Source organism: Halomonas sp. HG01 (assembly GCF_000968715.2).
GTDB lineage: Bacteria > Pseudomonadota > Gammaproteobacteria > Pseudomonadales > Halomonadaceae > Halomonas > Halomonas halophila.
The window spans coordinates 2,141,082-2,165,938 of sequence record NZ_CP022134.1; the positions used below are offsets into that span (position 1 = coordinate 2,141,082).

Annotated in this window: 23 protein-coding genes and 3 pseudogenes; 14 read left to right on the forward strand and 12 right to left on the reverse strand. The window is 65.6% G+C overall.

What is annotated here, in order from left to right; genetic code table 11:
* Nucleotides 1-97: 97 nt before the first annotated feature.
* From flhC to UN84_RS10150, 8 genes are all read right to left on the reverse strand, one after another.
* Nucleotides 98-670, reverse strand: coding sequence for a flagellar transcriptional regulator FlhC (gene flhC, locus UN84_RS10115; protein ID WP_046077936.1), 573 nt, complete (start codon nucleotides 668-670; stop codon nucleotides 98-100).
* Nucleotides 660-992: a flagellar transcriptional regulator FlhD gene (gene flhD, locus UN84_RS10120; protein ID WP_046077937.1), complete on the reverse strand. Its 333-nt coding sequence runs from the start codon at nucleotides 990-992 to the stop codon at nucleotides 660-662. Before flhD ends, flhC begins: the two co-directional genes overlap by 11 nt.
* 283 nt (nucleotides 993-1,275) lie before the next feature.
* A complete protein-coding gene (locus UN84_RS10125) occupies nucleotides 1,276-1,560 on the reverse strand; it encodes an EscU/YscU/HrcU family type III secretion system export apparatus switch protein (RefSeq protein WP_046077938.1) in 285 nt (94 codons plus the stop codon).
* Nucleotides 1,557-2,882, reverse strand: a complete 1,326-nt coding sequence (locus tag UN84_RS10130; RefSeq protein ID WP_052719254.1) for a flagellar hook-length control protein FliK — start codon at nucleotides 2,880-2,882, stop codon at nucleotides 1,557-1,559. The genes UN84_RS10125 and UN84_RS10130 overlap by 4 nt, the downstream gene beginning before the upstream one ends.
* Nucleotides 2,879-3,286 carry a flagellar protein FliT gene (fliT, locus tag UN84_RS10135; protein WP_046077939.1) on the reverse strand — a complete coding sequence of 136 codons (408 nt, stop codon included), beginning with the start codon at nucleotides 3,284-3,286 and terminating at the stop codon, nucleotides 2,879-2,881. The genes UN84_RS10130 and fliT overlap by 4 nt, the downstream gene beginning before the upstream one ends.
* A gap of 1 nt (nucleotide 3,287) precedes the next feature.
* Nucleotides 3,288-3,704 (reverse strand): flagellar export chaperone FliS, encoded by a 417-nt coding sequence (fliS, locus tag UN84_RS10140; RefSeq protein ID WP_046077940.1) that lies wholly within the window; start codon nucleotides 3,702-3,704, stop codon nucleotides 3,288-3,290.
* A gap of 31 nt (nucleotides 3,705-3,735) precedes the next feature.
* Nucleotides 3,736-5,109 carry a flagellar filament capping protein FliD gene (gene fliD, locus UN84_RS10145; protein WP_046077941.1) on the reverse strand — a complete coding sequence of 458 codons (1,374 nt, stop codon included), beginning with the start codon at nucleotides 5,107-5,109 and terminating at the stop codon, nucleotides 3,736-3,738.
* A 78-nt stretch (nucleotides 5,110-5,187) separates the two neighbouring features.
* A complete protein-coding gene (locus tag UN84_RS10150; protein ID WP_046077942.1) occupies nucleotides 5,188-6,921 on the reverse strand; it encodes an HD domain-containing phosphohydrolase in 1,734 nt (577 codons plus the stop codon).
* Nucleotides 6,922-7,238: 317 nt separating this feature from the next.
* Here UN84_RS10150 and UN84_RS10155 point away from each other — a divergent pair.
* A pseudogene (locus tag UN84_RS10155) lies at nucleotides 7,239-9,814 on the forward strand (EAL domain-containing protein).
* A gap of 9 nt (nucleotides 9,815-9,823) precedes the next feature.
* On the opposite strand, the gene UN84_RS10160 reads toward UN84_RS10155, so the two are convergent.
* Nucleotides 9,824-10,063 carry a DUF2835 domain-containing protein gene (locus UN84_RS10160; RefSeq protein ID WP_046077943.1) on the reverse strand — a complete coding sequence of 80 codons (240 nt, stop codon included), beginning with the start codon at nucleotides 10,061-10,063 and terminating at the stop codon, nucleotides 9,824-9,826.
* A 247-nt stretch (nucleotides 10,064-10,310) separates the two neighbouring features.
* On the opposite strand from UN84_RS10160, the gene UN84_RS17535 reads away from it, so the two are divergent.
* From UN84_RS17535 to UN84_RS10210, 10 genes and pseudogenes are all read left to right on the forward strand, one after another.
* On the forward strand, nucleotides 10,311-11,945 hold the full coding sequence (locus tag UN84_RS17535) for a flagellin N-terminal helical domain-containing protein (protein WP_046077944.1): 1,635 nt from the start codon (nucleotides 10,311-10,313) through the stop codon (nucleotides 11,943-11,945).
* A gap of 105 nt (nucleotides 11,946-12,050) precedes the next feature.
* Entirely contained in the window at nucleotides 12,051-12,383 is a 333-nt protein-coding gene (locus UN84_RS10170; RefSeq protein WP_082090802.1) for a hypothetical protein, read from the forward strand.
* 57 nt (nucleotides 12,384-12,440) lie between these two features.
* The gene (locus tag UN84_RS10175) at nucleotides 12,441-13,190 is read left to right on the forward strand and encodes an EcsC family protein (RefSeq protein WP_082090803.1); all 750 of its coding nucleotides are present in this window, start codon (nucleotides 12,441-12,443) and stop codon (nucleotides 13,188-13,190) included.
* 67 nt (nucleotides 13,191-13,257) lie between these two features.
* Nucleotides 13,258-13,611 (forward strand): hypothetical protein, encoded by a 354-nt coding sequence (locus UN84_RS10180; RefSeq protein WP_046077945.1) that lies wholly within the window; start codon nucleotides 13,258-13,260, stop codon nucleotides 13,609-13,611.
* Complete coding sequence (locus tag UN84_RS10185) at nucleotides 13,608-13,832, forward strand: hypothetical protein (protein ID WP_046077946.1); 225 nt, start codon at nucleotides 13,608-13,610, stop codon at nucleotides 13,830-13,832. Before UN84_RS10180 ends, UN84_RS10185 begins: the two co-directional genes overlap by 4 nt.
* A gap of 233 nt (nucleotides 13,833-14,065) precedes the next feature.
* Nucleotides 14,066-14,548 (forward strand): annotated as a pseudogene (locus UN84_RS10190) (IS481 family transposase); the annotation flags it as partial.
* Entirely contained in the window at nucleotides 14,522-14,725 is a 204-nt protein-coding gene (locus tag UN84_RS10195) for a class I SAM-dependent methyltransferase (RefSeq protein WP_442908411.1), read from the forward strand. The pseudogene UN84_RS10190 and the gene UN84_RS10195, both read left to right, overlap by 27 nt.
* 25 nt (nucleotides 14,726-14,750) lie before the next feature.
* Nucleotides 14,751-14,957, forward strand: a pseudogene (locus tag UN84_RS10200) (class I SAM-dependent methyltransferase); the annotation flags it as partial.
* A gap of 495 nt (nucleotides 14,958-15,452) precedes the next feature.
* Nucleotides 15,453-16,319, forward strand: a complete 867-nt coding sequence (locus UN84_RS10205; protein ID WP_237022304.1) for a sensor domain-containing diguanylate cyclase — start codon at nucleotides 15,453-15,455, stop codon at nucleotides 16,317-16,319.
* 80 nt (nucleotides 16,320-16,399) lie between these two features.
* Nucleotides 16,400-18,349 carry a RecQ family ATP-dependent DNA helicase gene (locus tag UN84_RS10210; RefSeq protein WP_046080240.1) on the forward strand — a complete coding sequence of 650 codons (1,950 nt, stop codon included), beginning with the start codon at nucleotides 16,400-16,402 and terminating at the stop codon, nucleotides 18,347-18,349.
* Between the two features lie 4 nt (nucleotides 18,350-18,353).
* Here the strand turns inward: UN84_RS10210 and UN84_RS10215 are convergent, their stop codons facing one another.
* Both UN84_RS10215 and UN84_RS10220 read right to left on the reverse strand, forming a co-directional pair.
* Nucleotides 18,354-18,965, reverse strand: a complete 612-nt coding sequence (locus tag UN84_RS10215; protein ID WP_046080239.1) for a hypothetical protein — start codon at nucleotides 18,963-18,965, stop codon at nucleotides 18,354-18,356.
* A complete protein-coding gene (locus UN84_RS10220; protein WP_046080238.1) occupies nucleotides 18,962-20,524 on the reverse strand; it encodes a sigma-54-dependent transcriptional regulator in 1,563 nt (520 codons plus the stop codon). Before UN84_RS10220 ends, UN84_RS10215 begins: the two co-directional genes overlap by 4 nt.
* Nucleotides 20,525-20,809: 285 nt before the next feature.
* Here UN84_RS10220 and phhA point away from each other — a divergent pair, with 285 nt between their 5' ends.
* The 3 genes from phhA to UN84_RS10235 all read left to right on the forward strand — a co-directional run bounded on the left by phhA (nucleotide 20,810) and on the right by UN84_RS10235 (nucleotide 23,262).
* On the forward strand, nucleotides 20,810-21,640 hold the full coding sequence (gene phhA / locus UN84_RS10225) for a phenylalanine 4-monooxygenase (protein ID WP_046080237.1): 831 nt from the start codon (nucleotides 20,810-20,812) through the stop codon (nucleotides 21,638-21,640).
* Nucleotides 21,641-21,732: 92 nt separating this feature from the next.
* The gene (locus UN84_RS10230) at nucleotides 21,733-22,071 is read left to right on the forward strand and encodes a 4a-hydroxytetrahydrobiopterin dehydratase (protein WP_035596035.1); all 339 of its coding nucleotides are present in this window, start codon (nucleotides 21,733-21,735) and stop codon (nucleotides 22,069-22,071) included.
* Nucleotides 22,072-23,262 carry an amino acid aminotransferase gene (locus UN84_RS10235; protein WP_046080236.1) on the forward strand — a complete coding sequence of 397 codons (1,191 nt, stop codon included), beginning with the start codon at nucleotides 22,072-22,074 and terminating at the stop codon, nucleotides 23,260-23,262. It abuts the gene before it with no gap.
* Between the two features lie 159 nt (nucleotides 23,263-23,421).
* Here UN84_RS10235 and UN84_RS10240 read toward each other — a convergent pair whose 3' ends face one another.
* Entirely contained in the window at nucleotides 23,422-24,681 is a 1,260-nt protein-coding gene (locus UN84_RS10240) for a D-amino acid dehydrogenase (protein WP_046080235.1), read from the reverse strand.
* Between the last annotated feature and the right edge of the window lie 176 nt (nucleotides 24,682-24,857).

Genomic DNA, 24,857 nt, shown 5'->3' on the forward strand with positions numbered 1-24,857 from the left:
TGATGCAGGCTATCGGCCGGAAACGGCGGGGACTTGAGGGAAAGCAGGAAAGAAAGTTGGCGCCGGAGCGGGAGAATCCCCGCTCCGGCGAACGGACTCAGGCCTGGCGCACGGCCTTGGCCGGCGCGGCATCGGCGGCCGCCGTCTTGTCGCGGCGCTTGCGAGTCTTGCCGGCCCGGGAGGGCGGCTGACAGATGCCGCAGACGTAGTCGTGGGAGGGACTGTGGGCATGGGCCACGAAGTGGCCGTGACAGCGACCGCATTCGGAGAGCTGGAGCTGGTCGCTCTCGAAGAAGCGCACCAGGGTCCAGGCCCGGGTCAGCCCCAGCACGGCCTCGGCGTCGTCGATCGCCACCTGCTCCAGATACAGCCGGTAGGCCTTGATAAAGGCCTCCATGCGCCCACATTCCAGATCCACCAGCAGGCGCTGGTAGATGTTGTAGAACAGCGAGGAGTGGACGTTGGGCATCCAGGTGATGAACCAGTCCGTGGAGAACGGCAGCATGCCCTTGGGCGGCGACATGCCACGCACTTCCTTGAACAGCCGGATCAGCCGGGCCCGGCTGAGATCGGTCTCGGTCTCGAGCACCTGGAGGCGGGCGCCCAGCTCGATCAGGTCGATGGCGAGCTGCACCTGCTCCAGCTCTTCCAGCAGGCTCTTAGCCGACATGCTCACCCCCTTCCGACAGCATCGAGCGCGAGGCCATCAGCAGTGAGGCATGAATATGGGAGAGCCCTTGGTCGCGGGGGTTGTCGACCACCTGGCGCAGCTGCTCGGCGCTCTCGGCGCCGAAGTGGCACAGCAGCTGATTGGTGTTGGCCAGGCGCGAGAGCTGCTGGACGTTCAGCGCGGCCAGCAGATCGGCCATCTCGTCATCGATCTTGAGACGGAACATGGCCTCGGCCCGGTCGTGCTGAAGCAGCCGCTGGGCCAGCAGCAGATAGCCGAGATTCAGCTCGCGAATCTCGGCGACGTGCGGATTGGTTTTCATAATTCCCTGCTTTTATTGGCTTTTCCACGTCACGGTCTTTTTGCCGCGTTCGTTGTTATAGGCAAGCCTTCGTCTGCGTCTGGCAGAGCGTAGCGCCTCTTGTTTTCATTTTCGTAACACTGCCCTCGATGGGGGGCAGGTGCAACATATAGTCTCCAACGCTCAATGGTGCAATGCCATTGACCTAGATCAACCTAATGAAAAAGTGCCAGAAAGGCACTCATCGAAAGCGGTATCGCGCCATTCAACGACAAGCACAGCGACGACTGAAACCGTCGCGGCACTACTCCGTGGCGCCGGGCGCCTCCGCCAGCTCTCGCACCCAGACCAGCAGCTCGGCCACCACCTGATAGAGGCGCGGCGGAATCTCCTCGTCCAGGTCGAGCTGCATCAGCAGCCCCACCAGCTCCGGCGAATCATGCACGTAGACACCCTGGCGGCGGGCTTCCTCGACGATGCGCTCGGCCAGTTCGCCATAGCCCTGGGCCACCACCCGCGGCGCGCCTTCGGCGTCCTGATAGGCCAGCGCCACCGCCTGGCGTCGGGTCTCCCGGGATCGTTCGGTCATTCTGCCCCCTCGGCGTCCAGGGTCAGACGCAGGCGAACGTCATCGAAGCCGTGCCCCGCCAACCGCTGACGCAGGGTCTCGAGCCCTTCCTCCAGCCGCGATCTGACGGCGGCGTCACGGACCTGCACGTCGATATCGAGGCGCACCTCACGCATCCACAGCGAGACTTCCAGCGGCCCCAGCCCGGCCACCTCGAGCGTCAGTCGGGAACGCCATCCGCCGGATTCGTCCTGGCGCGACTCACCGCCCTCTTCTCCTTCCTGACGCCCGTCGCGACGCCCCTGGGGCAACTGGATCACCAGCGCCATGAACAGCCCCGACCAGACGTCGCCTTCCCAGCGCAGCTGGGGCGTGGCCAGCATCTCCAGCTGATGGCGCACCAGGTGCTGCAGGCCGTCGGCGACCGGCTCGCGGCGCCCGTCGACGACGCGTGCGGCCTCATCGACGGCCGACGACATGGCCGCTCGTCCAGCCTCGGCGGCGGCCGAGGCCCCTCGGGCCATCGCCGCCTCGTGTCCCGCCGGCGCGGTTGCCGTGCCGGGCATCATGGGCGCGGGCGACGGCGCCTGGGGATTCGCCCCGGCCGCGACGCTCGGCAACAGCGCGGGCGCCTCGCCCCGAGGCATGGCGGTACGGGTCAGGAAGGGCACCGACGGCTGCAGCGCCTGGACGCGTGCGGCCAGCCCCTCGGCATTGCCAGTGGCAGGCGCGCCGGAAGCAGACGCGGAAGCCGCCGTTGCGGCGGCGGCCGTGGCCAGCGCCGCGGCGGGAGAGCCGCCCGGCGCGGAAGCCACCGGCGTAAAGCGCAGCTGTTGCAGGAGCTGCAGCATCTGCGGCTCGCGGTTCAGCTGCTGGCGGGGCACATCGCCTCGATACCAGCGGGCCAGATGGGATTCGTAGAACAGGCCGCTGTCGCGAATGCTGCCCGAGAGCCGCTGGGCGAGCTGTTCGGGCGTGGCCGCCTCGCTGGCGGCCAGCAGCGGCGCGGCGGGCGACACCGCCGACGGCGGCGCCGGGAAGCGCCCCAGCAGGTCGGCAATGGTACGCGCCGTGGCGCTGAAGTGGGTCAGGGCCGAGCCGGGTGCGCCACCAGATGGCGCCTGTGGCGCAGGCGCCTCGCGCCCCTGGCCACGGGCCACCTCGCCGACGGCGGGACCGGGCGCCCGCGCATCGAGGCGTGAGTCGCTGTGCACGGCCCGCGCCGCATCGGAAGGCGAGGTCGGCCTGACGGGCTGGTTGAGCGGCTGGGGCGCAGGCGTATCGACCCGCTTGCCCAGCACCTGGTGCAGGAGCGTATCGATCAGCGGCGTGATGCCACTCACGACGCGCCCTGACCGAAGCGCGAGGCCGCCGAGAGCACCCGGCCGCTGCCGGCCCCTCTGCCGCCGTCGCCATAGGCCTGCTGCAGATCGCGGCGGCGCTGAGCCGTGCCGATCAGCTCGCCCAGCTCATCCCGGCGCTGGACCAGATGACGACGAACCTCCATGTCATTCCCGAGGATCGCCTCCAGCAGCTCGGCCTTGCGCTGCCGCTCGCCGTCCGACAGCACATGCTGCGCGTCCAGCTCGGCGACGCGCGCCACCTGCTGCACATAGCCGGTTTCCTGCTCCACCAGCGCCGACCAGTCGGCCTCTCTCGCCAGCGCCAGCATGCGCTCGCTGCGCTCCAGCAGGTCCTGATAGCCATCGATCACCGCCTCCGCAGAAGCCTCGCGAGCGTTCGTCATCTCAGCCTCCTGCGGCCTGGGGCTCGATCTCGCGCCAGGCCGAGGCGATGTCGTTCAGCAGGCGCTCGGCCTCGTCGAGCCTGGCCACCTCGCTGTGAAGATTGGCCGCCAGCAGCTGCCGGGCGATGTAGTCGTAGAGCGATGCCAGGTTGCCGGCCACCTCGCCGCCCTGCTCGGCGTCCAGCGCCGCCGCGAGGCCATTGTTGACGATATCCAGCGCCTTGGAGATCGATTTGCCCTTTTCCGCGGTGTTGCCGGCCTCGATATGGATGCGTGCCGCCCGAATGGCCGCCACCGCGCCATCGAACAGCATCACGATCAGCTTGTGCGGGCTGGCGGACATCACGCCGCTTTCCACCCCGACCTTGGCGTAGGCACTGGCGCCTCCGTAGGCGGCGGCTCCTCGCATGGCACTCATCCTCGTTCTCCCTCGTGTCGTGGCATCAGGTTTACTGGCCCAGCTGGGCGCTCAGCGAATCGAACTGCTGGGTCAGGTAGGTACTGGTCTGGTTCATGTTGGCGATCATGCCGTCGAGCTGGCTGAACTGGCTGCGATAGCGCGAGATGGTGTTGGCGATGGAGCCCTCCATGCTGGCGTAGCGCTCATCCAGCCGCTCGATGCTCGACTCCAGCCCGGAGGTGGCGTTGTCCAGCGAGCCGCCGTCGTCGAGCAGGTTGCCCAGCGTCGTCTCCAGTACATCGGACATGCCGTCGCCGTCTTCGGTACCGGCGAAGAACTCGGACAGCGCCTGGCGATCGTTCAGGATCACGTCGTCCAGCGCCTCGTCGTCGAGGCTCAGGGTGCCGTCCAGTTCCAGGCCGATGCCGATATCGCTCAGCATGCCGCCGCCCGGCGTGCCGCCGCTCAGCGCGCCGCGCACCCGCGACTCGACGCTGCGCATGGTGCTGTCGCCCAGCAGCTCGCCGGCGGCACCGCTCTCCTGATCGAAGCTGGTGAGCTCATCGGCGGTGGAGCGATAGTCGTTGTAGGCATCGACGAAGCCGGTCACCGCTTCGCGCAGCGCCCGGTTGTTGAGCTCCACCTTGACGGTGGAATCGCCCTCCTCGGCGACTTCCAGGGTCACGCCCTGGATGGCGCCTTCCACGGTGTTCGACTGGCTGGTGATACCGATGCCGTTGACCGTCAGCTCGGCGTTCTCGGCGGCCACGGTCTGCGCCATACCGGCATATCCCGGGTTGTTGGCAGGATCTTCCGCCTTGGCCTTGTCGAAGGTCAGCCCGGCATTGCCATCGAACTGGATGGACTGAATGGCCGCATCGGTGCCAGTCTCGTCGCTGGACAGCACCAGGCGATACGGCGTGCCGGAGCCGTCATTGACGATGCTGGCCGAGACACCGGCGTCCTGGGCATTGATGGTGTCGCGCACATCTTCCAGCGAGCTGCCTGCCTCGATGGTGAAGGCCGGCAGCGCCTCGCCGCCGACGTTGAGCGTCATCTCGCCGCCGAAGGTCTCGCCCTCGGCGAAGCCCGCGGTGGCGATGCTCTGGGAGCGCGCCAGGTTGGTGACGCTGACGTCATAGGTGCCGGCCTGGGCCTCGCTGGTGGCGGTGGCCGTGGCGCTGTCGCCGGTCACCGCGCTGGACAGGCTGCGGTAGAGCGAGTCGTCGTTGAGTTTGGCCGCCGCATCCTGGAACGATGACAGCGCGCTCTCCAGCTTGCCGTAGGCGGAGATCTCCGCCTGATAGCTGGCCTTCTGCGTTTCCAGCGGCGCCAGCTGCTCGCGCTCGGCGCTTTCCAGCTGGTCGAGCAGACCGTTGAGGTCCATGCCCGAGCCGATACCCAAAGATGAAATCGAGGCCATGACGCTTCCTTACTGTGTACGGTGAGTCTGGCAGGAGCGAGCATCACTCATGACGACGAGCAGCTCCCGGCAGAGGGGCTATTTCCGGGTATCGGCGGCTTCCGCGGCGACTTTAGCCACCGCCACTTCCTCGCGCGGCTCGCCGAGGCGACGAGTGACCTCGCCTTTCAGCACCTCGCCCTCCAGCGCCTTGTCACCCAGGACCGTATGCAGCCCCTCGCCGGACGATTCGACTCCGCCGGCAAGCTGGACCCGGGATGGCCGGCCGTCATCGTCGAGCCCCTGGACCCAGGCCAGCCGCCCTCCGTCGAAGCGCACCAGGGTGCCGATGGGGTAGAGGCCGAAGCGGCGGATGTAGCGCTTGACCCAGCGCGGATCGAAGGCATGTTCGCGGTCGAGCAGGTAGCGATAGACGGCGCCGGCGCGCCAGGCGGGGCGCTCGCCAAGCGGGCGACGCAGGGTATCCACGGCATCGACCACCGCCGCGGCACGCTCCAGCTCGCCCAGCGCCTCGGCGGAGAGGCCGGCCGGATAGCCGCCACCGTTCAGGCGTTCGTTGATGCGCCGCACCACCGAGGCGAAGACCGCAGAGGACAGCCACTGGCAGCCGCTCATGCGTGCCTCCAGCCGCTCGATATGCGCCTGAAGCTCGGGCGAGCCGCGGCCTTCGAGCGTCGCCGACTGCCAGACGTCGTCCGGCAGCAGCGCCTTGCCCAGGTCATGGACCATGGCCGACGCCACCAGCGCCTTGCGCAGTTCCTGAGGCACCGAATCTCTGCCGACCAGATCGAGCAGCCGCACCGCCACCCCCAGCCCGTGCCCCACCAGCCAGGACTCGCCATGCAGCGCATCGCAGGCGAACAGCAGCCCCTCGCGGTCTTCCTCATGCAGCGCCAACAGGCGGTCGGCGTGGCGCGACAGGGCCACGCCGTCGATCTCGCCGCCGTCTCGCAGCTCCAGCAGCTGGGCATCCAGGTATCCGGCGACATGGGCCAGGCGCCGCGTCATCGGCGTGGCATAGGCCTGGTCGCCGCGGCGCCCCGCCTTCGGGTCGGCGCTGGCCGCCCCCTGGAACAGCGGCGAAGGCGGCCGCGCGGCCTCGCCCCCTTCGACGTGACGCGCCGCCTCCCGCTCGATCTCGCGCACGAAGTGCCACAGCCGGCGCTCCTGGTCGGGGCCATGGCCCTGGAACTGGAAGCCGGCGATCAGCGTCTGGCGCTCGGTGTCCGCCCGACGATGCCGCGCCCGACCCCGGGCCTGGAAGTGGGTGCCGTCGGGAAAGCACAGCGCGATATCCAGCGGCAGCGGCGACTCGGCCAGCAGGGCGGTGGCCGACAGCGGCAGCGCCAGCCGGCAGCCCTCCAGCGACAGGTCCTGGAGATCGCCCTGGGCGCGGTTTCCCTCGGCATCGCGCAGGACGGCGCCGACCTCCATGCCCAGCCGCAGCCGAGCGCGGAAGGTATCGCGGCGCTGCAGCACCTCCAGGCGCTGCGGCCAGGCACAGCGGCACAGCAGCCGGCCGTCGTCCTGACGGCAGGCTTCCGCAACCATCTCGGGGGTGCGCACCAGCTTGCCCTGGGCCTGACCGAGCAGGCGGAAGGCCTTGCCGTCTCGCAGCTCGCCGGCGATCTCGCCGACCGCGCTGATATCCAGTTCCAGCGCCTCGCCGGCCACCCGCTCGGCGAGCAGTACCGGCAAGGGCTCGCCCTGTTCGCCGAGCTGCAGCGAAGCGCCGCCCGGCTCGCTCAGCGTCTCGAGCAGCGTCTCGATCTCCCTGGGGTTGTCGATGCGGGTGTAACCGTCCTCTGCCATCCCTGTGCCTCTCTCGGGTCATTCCTGTACCGGATCGAGACATATCGGCCGACCGGCAGGCGACTTGAGCGTGGGACCTCTATCTTCATATCCGGTCTTGCCTTGCCTGCCGTCCGCACGCAATCTGGCAACAGGTGAGAGGAAGCGCCGGCACTATCACCACGATGCCATCAGCAGGGAGAACCGAGATGCCCGCCCGGATCACCGCCGAGGAGGCGTTTCAGCGGCTCGCCGAGGGGCTCGGCCACAGCGGCGCCCCCGATTTCTTCGATACCCTGGTGGAACGGCTGGCCACGCTGCTGTCGGCCGATCACGTGATGATCGCCCGGGTCCGCCCGGGCGAGGCCGCCACCCTGGCCGTCTGGTCCGGGGGACGCCATCGGGCGAACCTGCACTATGCGTTGGCCGGCACGCCCTGCGAGACGGTGACGGAGCGTGCGCCCTGCCTGTATGCCAGCGACGTCCAGTCGCGCTTCCCCCACGACCCCCTGCTCCAGGAGCTCGGCGCCGAGAGCTATCTCGGCCTGCCCCTGAGCGCCCCGGACGGCACCTTCATGGGCCTGCTGGCGGTGCTCGCCAATCGCCCCATGGCGCCCAGCGACCAGGAGCGCGAGCTGTTGCATATCGCCGCGACCCAGGCCGGCGCCGAGCTGAGCCGACGCGAGGCCGAACGCGCCCTGCAGGCCAGCGAACGCCACGCCCGGGAGAGCGAACGCCGGCTGGACACCCTGCTCAACCACCTGCCCGGCATGGCCTACCGCTGCCTCAACGACGCGGACTGGACCATGCTGCTGGTCAGCCGGGGCGCCGAGGCGCTGACCGGCTACCCGGCCGCGGCCCTGACCCACAACCGGCGCGTCAGCTATGCCGAGCTCATTCATCCCGACGACCAGCAGCTCGTCGACGACGCCGTGCAGCAGGCCATCGCCCGCGGCGACCCCTTCCAGATGGTCTATCGCCTGCAGACCGCCGACGGCCGCCTGCGCTGGATGTGGGAACAGGGCCAGGCGGTGCTCGACGCCGAGGGCCGGGTCGAGTGCCTCGAAGGCTTCATCACCGACGTCACCGAGCAACAGGAAGCCCAGCGCGTCCAGCAGGCGGTGATGCAGGTCGCCTCCGCCGTCACCAGCCGCATCGGCGACGACTACTTCCATCAGCTGGTGGACACCCTGACCCGCCTGCTCGAGGCCGATGCCGGCTTCGTCGCCCTGCTGGAAGCCCCCGGCGACGCGCCGGCGGCCTCAACGCGCCCCGCCGAAGCGCGCCTGAGCCTGGTCAGCGCCCAGGCCGATGGCCGGCGCCTGAGTCGCGCCGACCTGGCGCTGGCCGGCACGCCCTGCGCGCGGCTGCTCGACGAGCAGGAGATCATGGTCCACGACGGCGAGGCCCCGAGCCTGCCCGGCTTCCCGGCCGCCACCCGCGCCTGGATCGGCCGCCGGCTGGACAACGCCCGGGGCGAGCCGATCGGGGTCATCGTGCTGCTGTATCGCCAGCCGCTGGAGGCCGACGCCTTCGCCACCTCGGTGCTGCGCATCCTCTCCACCGGTGCCGCCGCCGAGCTGGAGCGCCGCGGCGACCACCGGCGCATGCATCAGCTGGCCTACACCGACGGCACCACCGGCCTGCCCAATCGCATCCGCTTCATGGAGGACCTGAGCCACCAGCGCCGGGCCGCCGAACGCGAGCAGACGCCGCTGGCGCTGCTGCTGCTCGATATCCGCCGATTCAAGGAAATCAACGACATCCACGGCCATCAGGTCGGTGACCGGCTGCTCGCCGCCCTCGCCGAGCGCCTGCAGCATGCCCTGGCCCCGCACGAGCGCCTGGCCCGGCTGTCCAACGACGAATTCGCCCTGCTGCTGCCCCGAGCGGCGAAGAAGGACCTCGCGGAATGCCTGGAGCGGATTCGCCACACCGCGAGCCAGCCGATCACGCTCGGCCATCGCCGCTTCACGCTGGCGGTGAGCATCGGCACCGCACGCTATCCGAGCGATGCCATGACGTCCGAGGAACTGTTCAAGTTCGCCAGCATCGCCCTCTATCACGCCAAGCGACAGGCCGACGGTATCTGCCCCTTCGACACCGGCATGACCCGCGACCTGCTGCGCCGTCAGCAGATGACCGAGCGCCTCCAGCTCGCCATCGCCGAGGACCGGCTATCGCTGCACTACCAGCCGAAGGTCGACCTCGCCAGCGGCAGGCTGATGGGCGCCGAGGCCCTGTGCCGCTGGCACGACGAGGAATGGGGCTGGGTCAGTCCCGGGGAGTTCATTCCGCTGGCCGAGGAACGCGGGCTGATCCGACCTCTGGGGGACTGGGTACTGGCAGAAGCCGCCCGCCAGCTGGCCGACTGGCACCGCAACGGACGGCGCCTGCCGGAACGGCTGTCGGTCAACGTCTCGGCCCAGCAGTTCGCCGACCCGGACCTGGCCAGACGCATCGCCGAACTGACCCGCCACACGCCGGCCTTCAGCATCGACCTGGAGCTGACGGAGAGCGACGCGATGCGCGACGCCGAGCAGGCCATCGACATCACCCATACCCTGCGCCGGGCCGGCTACACCCTCTCGATCGACGACTTCGGCACCGGCTACTCCTCACTGGCCTACCTGCGCCGCTTCGCCGCCGACACCCTCAAGATCGACATCTCCTTCGTGCACCGGATGCTCGACGGCCCCACGACCGCGCCATCGTAGAGACCATCATCGCCATGGCGCGCAGCCTGGGCCTGCGGACCGTCGCCGAAGGCGTGGAGACTCGCGAACAAGCTCTGGAACTGGCCCGACTGGGCTGCGACCAGGCCCAGGGCTACTACTTCGGCCGCCCGCTGCCCGCCGACGCGTTCACCGCGATCTGGGGCGAGACCATGGCGGCGTCAGCGATCACCGGATAGGTGAGATCGTCAACTCCGATCAGAAGCGTCAGGCAGGCGCCGAATGCCCTCGAAGCGGCCGTCTGGTGACACATAAAGCCGGAATACGCCGTGCACCCCGTCCCGCGCCACCACACGACGCAGCGCCTCGGCAGGAAACTGCACGCTGCGCCCGTCCAGGCTGCGCGACTGCACCACGCCCGCCCGGCCCTCGTAATGAGCCAGGCAGGCGTCATGGGACAGCTCGATAATCACGTCAATGGTGGGCATGGGTATCTGTAAGGGGCGAGGGGCGAGGGGCGAGGGGCCAGAGTCTAGCACTCCTCCATCCCCCAAGCCGGCGGCCGCTGAGCGACTGTGAATTCTGCCAGCAAAATTTTTCCTGCCCTACCCTAAAGCTCCCCTTCAGGCCACCGATAAAGGGAAGTAACGGCCAACGGCGCCGTTGCGGCAGGCCCGGAGCGCCAACGTGACGGGCCCGCCAATGGAGCCCTCAACAGCTTGGAAGGAAATCACCATGTCAGTGATCAATACCAACATCACGGCCATGATCGGCCAGCAGAACCTCAACGAATCCAAGAGCGCCCTGTCCACCTCCATGGAGCGCCTCTCCTCCGGCCTGCGCATCAACAGCGCCAAGGACGACGCCGCCGGCCAGGCCATCGCCAACCGCATGAGCGCCCAGATCACCGGCCTCTCCCAGGCGCAGCGCAACGCCAACGACGGTATCTCTATCGCCCAGACCGCCGAAGGGGCCCTGAACCAGGTCAACGACAACCTGCAGCGTGTTCGCGAGTTGACCGTTCAGGCCCAGAACGGCACCAACTCTGAAGATGACCTCCAGTCCATTCAGGATGAAATCACTCAGCGCCTTGGAGAAATTGATCGCATCTCCGGCGAGACAAACTTCAACGGCGTAAAAGTGCTATCTGAAGATCAAGGGATTAAGATTCAGGTAGGCGCCAACGATGGAGAGGCTATCAACGTCAACCTAGAAAAAATCAACTCCGAAACGCTCGGCCTTGAAAGCTTTAGCGTCTCTGAGAAAAAAGTAGAATTCTCAGAATCCATTGCCAGAAAGAGTGACGCCTCATCTTCCACCCAAGTAGCAGTAGCCAACGACACTGCATTCGACACATCAGGAAACACAGAGTATTCAGCAGATGGCTTTGCTGGCACTGATGGTGCAGCAGCAAAAACTTATCTAGATTCTACTGGAGTAACTGCCACTGACACTGGAGACTCAACTGACTCCGGCACAACAGCAGACCAAGCTGTCCTGAACGTAAAAATAGATGGTGGTGACTATTTTGTCGCTGTCGATGAGAGCGGCGAAAACAAAATCAACCTTCTAAAGCAAGATGGCACTGGAGGCTATGAAAAAGTTCAGGTGGAAAATGCAAGTGGCGGCACCTCAGATGTTCAAGTTGCCGTTTTCAATGGAAAAATAACAGCCTTCACAGATGACGGCAGTGGCAACGCACAAAAGGTTGACTTAACAGAAGGCACCTCTGGCGCACAAGCAACTGACCTCCTGGCACAAAATGACGACAACCTGGTCATTAATATCGACGGGGAAAATCATAACGTCCACGAAATTCTCGACAAAAACGGAAACCCATCAGACAAATACGGTGTCCGCATGGATGATGGAACTGTTTATGCGGCAACAGTTCAAGACTCTTCCGGCAATGTTGCAATCCAAGAAGACGCTGATGGAAATAAAGTTCAGTACTCTTTGAAAACTGACGGCGATGTTGCAGCCGTTGTTGACCATGAAGGTGAGCTTTATGGCGCCACACTAAGCGGCACCTACAATGGCACAGCAACTCGAGATACAGATACTTTTGACACTAGCCTGCTTCAGAAGACTGGCACAGCCAAGCCACTCGAAACCCTGGACTCTGCGCTGAATCAAGTAGACAGCCTGCGCTCGGAGCTGGGTGCCGTGCAGAACCGTTTCGAGTCTGCCATCACCAACCTGAGCACCAACGAGACTAACCTTTCTGCCGCTCGCTCGCGTATCGAAGATGCCGACTACGCCACCGAAGTGGCCAACATGACCCGTAACCAGATCCTGCAGCAGGCCGGCACCTCCGTGCTGGCGCAGGCCAACCAGCTGCCGCAGAGCGCCCTGTCGCTGCTGGGTTAATCCTAGTGGTACGAAGATAGAAAAAAGGGCCGGCCCATGCCGGCCCTTTCTCATACGAACTGCCTAATCAAATATAATATCCATTATGAAGCCATAGGAGATATCATGAGGCTTAAAGACCTTTACGAAGCATCCCAAACGAAAACTTGTGACGACGTCACGTCAATCAGGGATATCAACGATCAATTCGATTACGATGACGAACATCCGAAAGGAGAAGGGGACTCGCCCGAAGTAGCCTGCGGACAAGCAAACGGCTACAATGAACTGAAGTACATTTACAATAGCAAATTGAAAAATCACGTTGTGGATAGAAAAATCACAAAGGAACAAGCATTGAAAGCACTATGCTGCGCCTGCCATGATCTGGAAAATCCCAGGCAGCGAGAAGACTTCTACCAACACCTTTCTAATACGCTTGGCATAGACATCTCTTGAAGAAACAAAAGGGCGCACATCTCGAACGAAAACCAAATCTTTCAAAGCAGAGCTGACATGACCGAAAAACTGACACAAACCAAGATGCTAAAAGCCCTGGAATGGACTTACGACAAGGCCATCGAAGGAATCCCTGGCTTTGATAGCGCACAGGAGCTTGCCGACAACTACAAGAAAAGCGACGACCTGGTTGCCTGCGCCAACTCTATGATTCGGTGGCAAAACACCAAAACAGGCACCACTGGATTTATCAGTGGGCTAGGAGGTGCCATCACATTGCCAGTCACCGTTCCGGCAAGCGTGGCATCTCTTCTTTATATTCAAGTCAGGATGGTAGCAGCCATTGCTGTCATGGCGGGCTATGACGTACGCGATGATCGCGTTCGCTCACTGGTTTATGTATGCCTGACCGGCAGTGCCGCCAATGACATCATCAAGGAAGCCGGCATCAATCTTGGAACGCGCTTGACAACAAGCATGATCAAAAAGGTTCCTGGAACCGTACTCACCAAGATCAACCAAAAAGTTGGCTTTCGCTTGGTAACCAAATTCGGCAGCAAAGGGGTTATCAATCTTGGCAAGATGGTGCCGCTCGTTGGAGGAGTCGTCGGTGCCACATTTGACTCTTACTCGACCAATGTCGTCGGCAATATTGCGCGCAAGACCTTCATTGAAAAGGGTACTGCCGAAGATCTAGATATCCATGACGGGGCAGATGTCAACGATATTACCATAGAAGATATAGAAATCGAACCAGATACCCAAGGTGACTCCGATTATCAGCAAGCTTCTATTCATACGAAATGACAGCATGGAGCGGAAACGATGGAAGTGGAGGCGGATACACACTCTTTGAGTATCAAGGAGACGACGAATGTCAGCCTCCATTGACCTCCTCTCTGCCCACGATGTGATTTTTGAGCTTATCCCCAAGCTTCAGGCCACCGAGCGGCTTGTGGATAGCACGCTACAGGCCCGCATCGAGCGGTGTACAGATACTGATGAGAGGGCCAGGCTGGAAGAATTGAAGGTCGAGTTCGAGCTGGAGATCGCAATGATCCGCATGAATCTCGAACATCTGATGACGCGCTACTCCCGGCAGCTGGAAGCCGTCCGCCAAGGCGAGCAGGCGGGCAACAGCGCCTCGCTGACGCTGGACGCCCACGAGGCCGTCGCCGTCGAGAGCGCCCGCACGCTCTACCGCCGCGCCCAGGAACTCGCCACATGACCGAAGACGAGCACCAGCGAGTGATCGACGAGCTCGACACAGTGATTCGGGATACCCGCGCACTAATGGAACGCTTCGAGGCCAGCGGCATGGATGAGGCCATGGCCGGCGACTACGCGCAGCTTCATGACCTTTACTCCCGCGCGGTCAGCGACCAGAAGGCCCACACCCTGGCGACGCTGGTGCTGCCAAGAAGATCCAATGATCCCGGCATAAACTGAGACCAAGCTTGGCGAGCTATTCGACCGCGCACTCTCAAAATGCCAGCCTGAAAATCGCAACACACCGGAAATATAGATTTATATGCGATTTCAGTTATCAAGGAATCCTTGACAACTTCCAAAAGCAAAAACAAGCCCTATGTGTAGGGTCCCGGATGATCAAATGAGCTATAGGAGTTATCCTCTGCTGGCAGCCAGAGAGCTTCTAAAGCAATTCATTCGGGAGCAGGTTCATGGACATCAAGCTGCATAAGCAGGCCACCACGACACCGAAGATCCGTGCTGAAATCCAGGCGGCACCGTCCAGCATCACGGATAGCGAGCTGGCCCGCCAGTATGGTGTCTCCCACGCGACCATCCGCCGCTGGCGGTACCGCAACGATGTCCATGACCGACCGCACACGCGTCACAACCTACTCGCCACCCTCTCGTCTGAGCAGGAGGAGGTGCTGATCGCCGCTCGTGAATTCCTGCGCCTCGGTCTGGATGATCTGCTCGTCGTGGCACGTGAGTTCCTGAACCCTCGACTGTCCCGCTCAGGCCTACACCGCATGCTCCAGCGGCGCGAGGTGCCGACACTGGCAGAACTGGCTCGGCAGGACGCTGGCGATGATGGGAAGCCCCGGCACAAGCCCTTCAAGGACTACGAGCCCGGGTACGTGCATATCGACATCAAGCACCTGCCTCAGATGCCTGATGAGGAGCAGAAGCGCTACCNCGAGAACTTCGACGCCCACTGGGACGAGATCGCCGATCGCTACAACGAGCGCACCCAGCGGATGTTCCGCTATTACCTGTCCATCTGCGCCGGCGCCTTCCGCGCCCGCAATCTGCAGCTGTGGCAGGTAGTGTTTTCGAAGGGCCGTGAAGGACGCTACGACGCACCGAGATAAACGCCGGACTGGCGCTGACATCCATGCCGACTACGACCGCACCCTGATGGCCTGGCGCGAGAACTTCGACGCCCACTGGGACGAGATCGCCGAGCGCTACAACGAACGTACGCGGCGGATGTTCCGGTACTACTTGGCCATCTGCGCCGGTGCCTTCCGGGCAAGGAACCTGCAACTCTGGCAGGTGGCATTCTCGAAGGGCCGCGAGGGGCGTTACGACGCACCACGCTGATGATGTAGCCGCGCCGCGGGCGGCGCATGTCCCGGGCTTGTTCAAGCTTGCCCTCTGCACCGACGCCTTCCGGGCAAGAAATCTGCAACTCTGGAAGGCGGCGTTCCCGAAGGGGGCTCGAGGGACGTCACGACGCACCACGCTGAACATCGGACTGGCGCAAAGCGGCGAAACGACGTCGACTATGCACCGGTTCTCCCCTTGCGTGCGGTCTTCCCGATGCGAACAATAGTGCGCTTCCCGGCTCACTGACGCCTGGCTGTCGTCAATTTCCTACAAATGACCAGGTTCTTGACCTACGTCGTATGACCCATGTCGGTCATGGGCGACGTATGTATCATAATCTACTAAATAAAAGTGGCGGGCTCATCCCCTGGACGAGCGCAGCACACGCAACGACAACGACACTCCTGTACGCAGCAGGAACACAATCAGGGAAACCACATGCCTCCCATCGATGTCATGCCGTGCAGGGAACGGCTCGAACCGACGAGGATGCTGGATCTAGCCGATCAGCTGCCCGGGCTGATCTTCCAGCTGCACCGCAGCGCGGATGGCCATCTCCACTTCCCCTTGCTGATGGGCAGGGGCATCCAGCTGCTGGACCTGGATCCGCAACGCCTGGCCGAGAATGCCGAACCGGCGCTGGAACGCCTTCACGACGCGGACTATCCCGGGCTTATGGCAGCCATTGAGCGTTCAGCGCGCTGGGGCTCGCCGATCACGCTCAAGTTCCGCTTCCGGCTCAGCGGCGATCGCTGCCGCTGGATCGCTGCACGCGCCCAGCCACAGCGCATCGAGACCGGCGTGCTCTGGCACGGCATGATGCTCGACATCAGCGAGCAGGTCGCCGAGGAAGAGCGCCTGCGACAGCTTTCAGACAGCGATGCTCTCACGGGGCTCGCTAATCGACGCAAGCTGCTCAGCCGCCTCGAAGAAGAGATTTCGTTGAGCAATCGCCACGCCACGCCGCTGTCGCTGATGATGATCGACCTCGACCATTTCAAGACGATCAACGACACCTGGGGGCATCTGCAGGGAGACGCCACCCTGCGCGAACTGGCCGACTGTTGCAACGCCCTGTTGCGCGAGGAAGACCTCCTCGCCCGGCTGGGCGGCGAGGAGTTCGCCCTGCTGCTGCCCTTGACCTCACAGCGCAACGCCGCCCGGCTGGCCGAGCGGCTGCGCCGCGAGATCGCCGAGCACGACTTCGACGGCCTCGGGTCGGGGCGCATCACCGTCAGCATCGGCATCACCGAACACCGGGTCGGTGACACCCTCGACCACCTGATCCAGCGTGCCGACGCCAGCCTCTACCGGGCCAAGCACCTCGGTCGCAACCGGGTCGTGGCCGGCGACTGACGACGACGCCCCGCGCTCGGGCGAGATCGACGGCCATGACGTGTATCCTGCCCCTCCCATCGACACCGCCCGGAGCCGCCATGACCACCATCGACCAGACCCTCGCCCGGGTCTTCGGCTATCCCGACTTCCGCCCCGGCCAGCGCCCGGTGATCGAGGCGGTGGTCGCCGGCCGCTCGGCCGCCGCGATCTTCCCCACCGGCTCGGGCAAGTCGCTGTGCTACCAGCTCTCCGCCCTGCACCTGCCAAACCTGACGCTGGTGGTCTCGCCGCTGCTGGCGCTGATGCAGGACCAGCTGGCCTTCCTGCAGCGCCACGGCATCGCTGCCGCCAGCCTCGATTCCTCCCAGACCAAGGACGAGGCCCGTGCGGTGATGGACGGCGTGGCCCGCGGCGAGATCCGCATCCTGATGGTCTCGGTGGAACGTCTCAAGAACGAGCGCTTCCGCGCCTTCATCCGCCGCGTGCCCATCTCGCTGCTGGTGGTCGACGAGGCTCACTGCATTTCCGAATGGGGCCACAACTTCCGTCCCGACTACCTGACCCTGCCGGCGACCCGCCACGAGCTCGGCATCCCCCAGGCGCTGCTGCTGACGGCCACCGCCACCCCGAAGGTGATCGAGGACATGCGCCGCCACTTCGCCATCGAGGCCGAGGACGTCACCGCCACCGGCTTCTATCGCCCCAACCTGGACCTGCAGGTGGCGCCGGTGGCGGCCGACGAGCGCCCGCGGCGGCTGGTCGAATGGCTGCGCCCGCGCGTCGAAGGGCCTAGCGCCGGCGCCACCGTGGTCTACGTCACCCTGCAGCAGACCGCCGAGCGTCTGGCCGCCTATCTCGGTGCCGCCGGCCTGCCCGCTGCGGCCTATCACGCCGGCCTCGACGCCGAGACGCGCGCCCGCCGCCAGGACGACTTCATGGCCGGCCGCACGCCGGTGATCGTCGCCACCATCGCCTTCGGCATGGGCATCGACAAGAGCGACATCCGCGCGGTGGTGCACTTCGACCTGCCCAAGTCGGTGGAGAACTACAGCCAGGAGATCGGCCGCGCCGGGCGTGACGGCGCCCCGGCCGAGTGCCTGATGCTGGCCGGTCGCGATCATCTCAGCGTGCTGGAGAACTTCACCTACGGCGACACCCCGGAGCGCGACGCTATCGCTCGGGTGACGTCGACCCTGCCCGCCGCCGGAGAGGACTGGGCCTTCACCCTCAATACCCTCTCGCGGGACAGCGACATCCGCCCGCTGCCGCTCAAGACGCTGCTGGTGCATCTGGAGCTCGAGGGCGTGATCCGGCCGCGCTTCAGCTACTTCGCCGAATACCGCTTCCGTCTGGAGGAGCCGGCAGAAGCCCTGGTGGCTCGCTTCCAGGGCGAGCGACGGGCCTTCGTCGAGGCGATCCTCGAGGCCTCGGCGAAGGCGCGCACCTGGTACCGGATGGATCTCGAGGCCCTGGCACGGCTCGGCGCCGAACGCGGCCTGGACACCTCACGCCAGCGGGTGATCACCGCCCTGGACTACTTCGCCGACAAGGACCTGATCACGCTGGAAAGCAAGCAGATGACCGAGGTCTTCGAGGTGCGGCGCCCCGTCGACGAGGCCCTGATCGCGCGGCTGCACCAGGCCTTCGTCGACAAGGAGCGGGCCGAGATCGAGCGGCTGCACGCCATGCTGGCGCTGTTCGAGGGCGAAGGCTGCCTGACCCGGCGGCTGGCGGACTGGTTCGGCGACGCCGCCGCCCCCGAGCGCTGCGGGCACTGCTCGGGGTGCCGCGGCCAGATCGCGTCGCTGCCGTCCCCGCCGCCACCGGCGCCGCTCGCCGCGATGGACGCCGCCGCCCTGACCGCCCCACTGCGCGAACGGCTCTCGGCCGCCGGCGAAGGCGAGGCCGCCACCCCGACGCTGCTGGCCCGCTTCCTGTGCGGGCTGAGCTCGCCGCGGCTGACCCGCCACAAGGCGCGCCAGCTCGACGGCTTCGCCACCCTGGAGGCCTATCCCTTCGGCGAGGTGCGCGACTGGCTGTCCCGCTGATCGTTCACGCTCGCCGCCGCATCAGCGACAGCGTCGCCAGATGCACCGGCAGATAGAGCGCCAGCGGCCAGACCAGCATCAGCGCGATCACATAGAGCCCGTCCGGCAGCCAGGTCTGGGCGCCGCCGAAGGGGCCCTCGACCCAGTTGACGTTGCGATGGGGATCCGTGAGCCACCAGGCGGCGAGGATCGCCGCCCAGGTCAGGGCGGTCTGCCAGGCCAGGGCCGTGCGATCGAAGCCCAGCCTCACGACAGCGAAACCGGCCACCAGCGGCAGCACCAGGTGGTAGAGCGACAGCAGCCGTACCGACAGAGGAATGCCGGCATCGAACATGTACTCGGTGCCGCCGATGGGATGCCAGCCGCTGGCCCAGGCGACACCGGCATCCAGCGCCCACAGGCTTCCCACCAGCGCCGAGGCCAGCCAGGTCATGGAAACAAGCCGGCGGCTCTCGGCCCACAGCCCGACCAGCAGCAGGAAATTGGCCAGGTTGCACAGCCACAGGTAGTTCTGGATCCCGATGCGCAGCGCCACCGAAGGCGCCCAGAACAGCATCCACAGCGTGAAGGCCACCTTCAGCCAGCGCGGTAGCCGCCCTCGCCCGTCGGTCCTCATCCGTCCTCCGAACCGATCCCGTGGCGCTTGAGCTTGTTGGCGATGGTGGTATGCGAGACGCCAAGGCGCTTGGCCAGCTGGCGGCTGGAAGGATGCTGCGGATAGAGGCTCGACAGCACCTGGCGCTCCACCTCGCCGAGGATGTCGGCCAGCGATCCGTCGAGATCGACACCGGCGAGCCCCGGCGCCCGGCCCACCTCGGGCAGGCGCAGATGCGCCGGCTCGATGACGCCGCCCTCGCACAGCGAGACCGCCTGGAACAGCACGTTCTCCAGCTGGCGCACGTTGCCCGGCCAGTGATAGGCCGACAGCCGCGCCACCGCGGCCGGTGACAGCTGCGGCATCGGGCAGCCGATCTGGGTGGCGGCGCGGTCGATGAAGTGCGTCGCCAGCGCCTCGATGCCGTCGAGGCAGTCCCGCAGCGGCGGCACCTCCAGGGTCAGCACGTTGAGGCGGTGATAGAGGTCCTGGCGGAAGCGCCCCTCGGCGCACAGGCTCGGCAGATCCTGCTGGGTGGCACAGATCACTCGCACGTCCAGGTAGGTTTCCTCGTCGCTGCCCACGCGACGGAAGCCGCCGTCCTGCAGGAAGCGCAGCAGCTTGACCTGCATCCGCGGGCTGGTCTCGCCCACCTCGTCGAGGAAGATGGTGCCGCCGGCCGTCAGCTCCAGCAGCCCCAACTTGCCCTCCGGGCGCGCGCCCTCGAAGGCACCCGGCGCATAGCCGAACAGCTCGGTCTCGGCCATGGATTCCGGCAGCCCGGCACAGTTGAGCGCCATGAACGGCGCCTGCCCCCGCGGGCTCGCCAGGTGGCAGGCCCGGGCCAGCAGCTCCTTGCCGGTGCCGGTCTCGCCCTGGATCAGCAGCGGCGCATCCAGCGGCGCCATGCGTCGCGCCTCGCCGATCAGCGCCTCCAGCCGGGGGCTTGCCTGGAACAGCGACTCGAAGCCGCGCAGCTCCTGGCGCTGCACCTGATAGATGCGCTCGCCGATGCGATCGGCGCGATGCAGGGTGACCACGGCGCCGGCCAGCGAGGCCACGTCCGACTGCTGCTCGCGGTGCAGCGGCGAGATGTCGGCCAGGTAGACGGTGTCGCGCAGCTTGACCCGCAGCCCGTTGACCCGGGCGTTATTGCGGCGAATCAGCTCCGGCAGGTCGAGATCAGGCAGATAGCGGTCCAGCGACAGCCCCGGCACCTCGTCGACCCGCACGCCCAGCAGCTGCCCGGCGGCGCGGTTGGCCGCCACCAGATGCCCCTCCATGTCGATCGACATCACCGGTTCCGAGAGCGACGACAGCAGGGCGTCGAGCTCCAGGTGGCGCCGCTCGCTGGGCATCAGGCTGACCCGTCGCACGCCGAACACCCCGGGCACCTGTTCGAGCTCGGGCTTGAGCGTGGCCAGCTGGGCGTTCAGCAGGTGGGGCACGTGCAGGTAGATGGCGTTGCCGTGTTCGCCGCCGACCTCGCCGTGGGCCACGTTGAGTCCGTAGTCGGCGAAGTGGGCCACGATATCGCGCAGGATGCCGATGCGGTTCTGGCAGTGGAATCTCAGACGCATGAAAGGCTCGCAGGTCGAAAAAACGAACCGGGCCGCAGAAGGTTGTCAGCCCGGCGTGACTCATCTGTAAAGATAGCGTGACAATAAGGCCGCCGCGACGCCGATTCCATGCGCCTTTGGCCGCATCATGCCGGCCAAGACGCCCGACTGTCATGTATCCTTTACAACCAAACGCCTTGCGAACGCCCTGGATCGTCCGCAGAACGCCCCTCTCGCCCCGTCCCCCGCCTAGACTGCGGTCATCCCCTTGAGGCCACGACAATTCCAATACCGACGGGAGCAACCATGAAGGCTCAAAGCGCCCCCAAGAAGACCGCCTATCAGGCCAGGATGCCGGACGACAACGGCCATATCGCCTGGAGCGAACAGGAAAATGCCACTTGGCGCACGCTGATGGAGCGCCAGGTCGAGCTGCTGCCGGGCCGGGTGTGCCAGGAATACCTCGACGGCATGGAGCGCCTGGCGCTGCCCGTCGAGCGTATCCCCCAGCTCGCCGAGGTCGACGCCGTGCTGCGCGAGGCCACCGGCTGGGAAACCGCCCAGGTGCCGGCGCTGATTCCCTTCGATACCTTCTTCGAACTGCTGGCCAATCGCCGCTTCCCGGTCGCCACCTTCATCCGCACGCCAGAGGAGCTGGACTACCTGCAGGAGCCGGACATCTTCCACGAGATCTTCGGTCACTGCCCGATGCTCACCAACCCGGCCTTCGCCGAGTTCACCGCCACCTACGGCCGCCTGGGCCTCGAGGCCACGCCCAAGGAGCGCGTCTACCTGGCCCGACTGTACTGGATGACCGTGGAATTCGGCCTGGTCGACACTCCCGAGGGGCGGCGACTGTATGGCGGCGGCATCATCTCCTCGCCCAAGGAGACCCTGCACGCCCTGTCCGACGCGCCCGTTCACGCGCCCTTCGATCCGCTGGACGCTCTGCGCACGCCCTACCGGATCGACATCCTCCAGCCGCTGTACTACGTACTGGATAGCCTGGAGACGCTGCACGAGCTGTCCGGCCGCGACATCATGGGCATGGTCCACGAGGCCATGGAACTCGGGCTGTTCGAACCGCGCTTTCCGCCCAAGCCCAAGCCAGTGCCGGCGGAGACCGCCAGCGCCTGACGCCGACGCCTTGGCATCGGCCCTTTCATGAGCGGCCGATCGCCACCACGACAACAACTCTATACCCCGCAACGAGCCAACGAGGAGTCATCATGAGCGAACTTTCCGAACAGCAGTGCGAGGCCTGCAGCTGGGACGCCCCCCACGTCACCGAGAGCGAAATCGAGCAGTATCGCCGCGACATCCCCGAGTGGCAGATCGTCGAGCGCGATGGCATCATGCAGCTGGAGCGAGTCTTCACGTTCCGCAACTTCCGACAGGCCCTGGCGTTCACCAACCGGGTCGGCGAGATCGCCGAGGAAGCGGGTCACCACCCCGCCCTGCTGACCGAGTGGGGCAAGGTCACCGTGACCTGGTGGTCCCACGAGATGAAGGGCCTGCACAGGAACGATTTCATCCTAGCCGCCAGAACCGACGAGGTAGCGAAGTAAATGTTCGAACAGATTGAGCGGGTTCCCGGGGATGCCATCCTCGGGCTCATCGAGGCCTTCAAGAAGGATACCAACCCCCAGAAGGTGGATCTCGGTGTCGGCGTCTATCGCGACGCCCAGGGCAACACCCCGGTGATGCGCGCGGTCAAGGAAGCCGAGGCCCTGCTGCTCAACAACGAGACCACCAAGACCTACATCGGTTCCCACGGCGCCCCGGCCTACGGTGAAGTGGTGCTGCCGATGGTGCTCGGCCAGGGCTCACCGGTGCTCGAGGCCGGTCGCGCCAGCGCGACCCAGTCTCCCGGCGGCACCGGCGCGCTGCGCCTGGCGGCGGACTTCATCGCTACCCAGCTGCCCGGCAAGGACATCTGGGTCAGCGACCCGACCTGGCCGAACCACCTCGGCATCTTCCCGGCGGCCGGTCTCACCCTGCACAAGTACCCCTACGTCGACGCCGACAACCGCCTCGACTTCGACGGCATGCTCGGGGCCCTGAAGCAGATCCCCGAGGGCGACGTGGTGCTGCTCCACGCCTGCTGCCACAACCCGACCGGCTTCGACCTGTCCCGGGATCAGTGGAAGCAGGTGCTGGAGGTGCTCAAGGAGCGCAAGCTGCTGCCGCTGGTCGACTTCGCCTATCAGGGCTTCGGCGAGGGCCTGGACGAGGACGCCTTCGGTCCGCGCCTGCTGGCCGAGAACCTCGACGAGGTGATCATCACCAGCTCCTGCTCCAAGAACTTCGGCATCTACTGCGAGCGGACCGGCTGCCTGATCATGGTCGCCAAGAACGCCGAGCAGATGGAGAACGTGCGTTCCCAGGTGGCCATCGTCGCCCGCGAGAACTACTCCAACCCGCCGGCCCACGGCGGTGCCATCGTCTCCGAGGTCCTGCACTCCGACGCGCTGACCGCCGTCTGGCGCGAAGAACTCACCGAGATGCGCGACCGCATCAACACCCTGCGGCGCGACTTCGTCGAGGCCCTGAAGCCGTACGGCCTGGACGAGAAATACGCCCACGTGGCCGAGCAGCGCGGCATGTTCTCCTACACCGGACTGACGCCGGAACAGGTGGATCGCCTGCGCGACGAGTTCAGCATCTACATGGTACGCTCCGGCCGTGCCAACGTGGCCGGCTTCTCCCACGAGAACCTGCCCTACCTGGCCAAGGCGATCGCTGCGGTCAACGACTGATCGGCTGACGCCGTTCGGCAGAAAAGCGCCCGGGCCTGATGGCCCGGGCGCTTTTTTGTGCCTCGATGCCATGATCCGCCCGCGCCACGGCCGCCCGATACGACGACGGCCCGCGCCAAGGCGCGGGCCGTTCTCGATCAAGCAGCCTACAACACCGCGTCAGGCGGCGTAGCGCGAAACGTCGAGCCCCTGCGGGTCGATGCGCGGCGATTCCGCCCCCATCAGATCGGCCAGCAGCTGGGCGCTGCCGCAGCTCATGGTCCAGCCCAGGGTGCCGTGGCCGGTGTTGAGCCACAGGTTGTCGTAGCGGGTGGCGCCGATGATCGGCGTGGAATCCGGCGTCATCGGCCGCAGGCCGCTCCAGAACTCGGCGCGGTCGACGTCGCCGCCCTCGGGGAAGACATCGCGCACCACCATGTCGATGGTCGCCCGGCGCTTCTCCGGCAGGCTCAGGTCGTGGCCCGCCAGCTCGGCGGTGCCGCCCACGCGGATGCGGTCGTCGAAGCGCGAGATCGCCACCTTGTAGGTCTCGTCCATCACCGTGGACTGGGGCGCCCCGCCGTCGTCGACCACCGGCACGGTCAGGCTGTAGCCCTTGACCGGGTAGATCGGCAGGCGGATGCCCAGGTCCTTGACCAGGAACGGCGAATAGCTGCCGAGGCAGACCACGTAGGCGTCGGCGGTGAGCTCGCCGGCGCTGGTGATCACGCCCTCGATGCCGGCATTGCCGCGGCGGATGCGCTGGATGTCGACACCGAAGCGGAAGCTGACGCCCAGGCGGTCACGGCAGTAGTCGGCCAGGCGATTGGTGAACAGATGACAGTCGCCGGTCTGGTCGTCCGGCAGGTGCAGGCCGCCGACGAACTTGCCCGGCACCCTGGCCAGCGCGGGCTCGACCGCAGTGATCTCGCCGGCGCCCAGCAACCGATGGCGCACGCCGCAGCGCTCGAGCACCTGCATGTCCTTGGCCACGGCCTCCACCTGGCTGTCGTGACGGAACAGCTGCAGCAGCCCCTTCTGACGATCCTCGTAGCGGATGCCGGTCTCGGCGCGCAGGGCGTCGATGCAGGCGCGGCTATGCTCGGCGATGCGCACCATGCGCTCCTTGTTCACCGCATAGCGCTCGGGATTGCAGTTGCCGAACATCTTCATCATGAAGCGGGCCATGGTCGGGTCCATGCGCGGCTGGATCTTCAGCGGCGCATGCTCCTGGAACATCCACTTCACCGCCTTCTGCGGGATGCCGGGCGCGGCCCAGGGCGAGGAGAAGCCAAACGACACCTGACCGGCATTGCCGTAGCTGGTTTCCATGGCCGGTGCCGGCTGGCGATCCACCACGGTGACCTCATGGCCCTGACGGGCCAGATAGTAGGCGCTGGTGACGCCGACCACACCACTGCCGAGAATCAATACCTTCATGCCGTCCTCTCCCCTGATCGTCTTGTTGGATCGCCCTGCCATCTGCGGGAACGAGACCGCCCGGGCCAGGCCCGGGCGGTGCGTTAAGACGAGTATAGGAGAGGCCAATCAGATGATTTTCCTTTTATTTACCCACCAACCTAATAGAACATTCAAATAAACACCATATATTGGGT

Bases quoted from the DNA above. Each gene is read 5' to 3' on its own strand.
- flhC (WP_046077936.1), bottom strand. From the start codon at position 670: ATGTCGGCTAAGAGCCTGCTGGAAGAGCTGGAGCAGGTGCAGCTCGCC.
- flhD (WP_046077937.1), bottom strand. From the start codon at position 992: ATGAAAACCAATCCGCACGTCGCCGAGATTCGCGAGCTGAATCTCGGC.
- UN84_RS10125 (WP_046077938.1), bottom strand. From the start codon at position 1,560: ATGACCGAACGATCCCGGGAGACCCGACGCCAGGCGGTGGCGCTGGCC.
- fliT (WP_046077939.1), bottom strand. From the start codon at position 3,286: ATGACGAACGCTCGCGAGGCTTCTGCGGAGGCGGTGATCGATGGCTAT.
- fliS (WP_046077940.1), bottom strand. From the start codon at position 3,704: ATGAGTGCCATGCGAGGAGCCGCCGCCTACGGAGGCGCCAGTGCCTAC.
- fliD (WP_046077941.1), bottom strand. From the start codon at position 5,109: ATGGCCTCGATTTCATCTTTGGGTATCGGCTCGGGCATGGACCTCAAC.
- UN84_RS10150 (WP_046077942.1), bottom strand. From the start codon at position 6,921: ATGGCAGAGGACGGTTACACCCGCATCGACAACCCCAGGGAGATCGAG.
- UN84_RS10160 (WP_046077943.1), bottom strand. From the start codon at position 10,063: ATGCCCACCATTGACGTGATTATCGAGCTGTCCCATGACGCCTGCCTG.
- UN84_RS17535 (WP_046077944.1), top strand. From the start codon at position 10,311: ATGTCAGTGATCAATACCAACATCACGGCCATGATCGGCCAGCAGAAC.
- UN84_RS10170 (WP_082090802.1), top strand. From the start codon at position 12,051: ATGAGGCTTAAAGACCTTTACGAAGCATCCCAAACGAAAACTTGTGAC.
- UN84_RS10175 (WP_082090803.1), top strand. From the start codon at position 12,441: ATGACCGAAAAACTGACACAAACCAAGATGCTAAAAGCCCTGGAATGG.
- UN84_RS10180 (WP_046077945.1), top strand. From the start codon at position 13,258: ATGTCAGCCTCCATTGACCTCCTCTCTGCCCACGATGTGATTTTTGAG.
- UN84_RS10185 (WP_046077946.1), top strand. From the start codon at position 13,608: ATGACCGAAGACGAGCACCAGCGAGTGATCGACGAGCTCGACACAGTG.
- UN84_RS10205 (WP_237022304.1), top strand. From the start codon at position 15,453: ATGCTGGATCTAGCCGATCAGCTGCCCGGGCTGATCTTCCAGCTGCAC.
- UN84_RS10210 (WP_046080240.1), top strand. From the start codon at position 16,400: ATGACCACCATCGACCAGACCCTCGCCCGGGTCTTCGGCTATCCCGAC.
- UN84_RS10215 (WP_046080239.1), bottom strand. From the start codon at position 18,965: ATGAGGACCGACGGGCGAGGGCGGCTACCGCGCTGGCTGAAGGTGGCC.
- UN84_RS10220 (WP_046080238.1), bottom strand. From the start codon at position 20,524: ATGCGTCTGAGATTCCACTGCCAGAACCGCATCGGCATCCTGCGCGAT.
- phhA (WP_046080237.1), top strand. From the start codon at position 20,810: ATGAAGGCTCAAAGCGCCCCCAAGAAGACCGCCTATCAGGCCAGGATG.
- UN84_RS10230 (WP_035596035.1), top strand. From the start codon at position 21,733: ATGAGCGAACTTTCCGAACAGCAGTGCGAGGCCTGCAGCTGGGACGCC.
- UN84_RS10235 (WP_046080236.1), top strand. From the start codon at position 22,072: ATGTTCGAACAGATTGAGCGGGTTCCCGGGGATGCCATCCTCGGGCTC.
- UN84_RS10240 (WP_046080235.1), bottom strand. From the start codon at position 24,681: ATGAAGGTATTGATTCTCGGCAGTGGTGTGGTCGGCGTCACCAGCGCC.